The organism is Moorena sp. SIO2C4 (genome assembly GCF_010672485.1).
Classification (GTDB): Bacteria; Cyanobacteriota; Cyanobacteriia; order Cyanobacteriales; family Coleofasciculaceae; genus Moorena; species Moorena producens.
Genome location: NZ_JAAHGN010001511.1, coordinates 1 through 1,230, shown reverse-complemented (window position 1 = coordinate 1,230; position 1,230 = coordinate 1). Strand labels below are relative to the sequence as shown.

At 42.7% G+C, this 1,230-nt stretch carries 1 protein-coding gene and 1 pseudogene; both read left to right on the top strand.

Features of this window, described 5'->3' with window-relative positions; genetic code table 11:
• Positions 1-838, top strand: an 838-nt coding sequence (locus F6K20_RS39080) for an RNA-guided endonuclease InsQ/TnpB family protein (protein WP_287298538.1), incomplete at its 5' end; no start/stop codon positions are given.
• A 43-nt stretch (positions 839-881) separates the two neighbouring features.
• Positions 882-1,016, top strand: a pseudogene (locus tag F6K20_RS39075) (DUF29 family protein); the annotation flags it as partial.
• Positions 1,017-1,230 lie beyond the last annotated feature (214 nt).

Here is a 1,230-nt window from a genome sequence, read left to right as displayed (position 1 = left end):
GGTCAAAGAAGTGACAATTCGTCCTTGCTATGGACAATTGTGGATAGATTGGGTGATTGATGATGGGAAGCAACCAGTAACCGATAATCCAAGTCTTGATTACTCTCAGGCGATCGGAATAGATCACGGTGGCGATAATTGGTTGACCTGCGTTTCGACATTGGGAAAAGGATTTATTATTGACGGTCGAAAGCTCAAGTCCATGAACCAAGGATATTGCCGGTTAGTAGCCAAGCACAAATCTGGTAAATCAGAAAAATACTGGGATTCCCATTTAGATAGAATCCAGCTGAAACGCAACAACCAAATGCGAGATGCAATCAACAAAGCAGCTCGGTTTATTGTTAATAGATGTCTGCATGATGGAATAGGAAACCTGGTATTTGGTTGGAATGAAGGGCAAAAAAACTGTTCCAACATGGGAAAGAAAGGCAATCAGCAGTTTGTAGCCATTCCCACTAAAAGGTTAATCGAAAGAATTAAGCAGCTCTGTACTGAGTACGGAATAAATCTAATAATTACTGAAGAGTCTTACACCAGTAAAGCGTCTTTTTTGGATGGTGATTCCTTGCCGAAAATAGGTGAAAAACCCGAAGGATGGAAACCCTCTGGTAAAAGAGTTAGACGCGGACTTTACAGGACTGCTTCCGGGAAGTTTATCAACGCCGATTGTAACGGCGCTGCCAACATTATCCGCAAAGTAACCACACAGTCATTCGACTTGACTAAGGTGGTTAGGGGAGCTTTGACACTCCCACATAGATACGATTTATTCACTGATCTGTCTAAATCATATCGAAACAAAGGTGGAGCGGTACGGGTTCACCCTACCGCGTAACATCCTTTGAGAATCCCCCTCTTTTAAGTGGGGGAGATGTCAAGAAGCAGGTGTTGATTTGGCTTTGCGAGAAACTAATTTGCCAATACGAACGTTCCCAGAAGCTTGTCTTTATTCCTTTGATGAGGTGATTCAGGATACTTTTTTGTGTGATACTAGCCAAGATTGGGAAAATTAGGTTGTTAGTTGAGTCAACAACGTTTTAGCGACATTGCTTATGCTTTTCAGGTAAAAGGCAAAAGGCAATAGGCAATAGGCAATAATAAGAGGTTGTCTGAGAAGTCTCATTTGCTACATCCAAGCCCCCTAAATCCCCCAATTTTGGGGGACTTTTAGAAGCAAATTGACTCTTGTTCCCCCCAAAGTTGGGGGGCTAGGGGGGCAAAATTCAG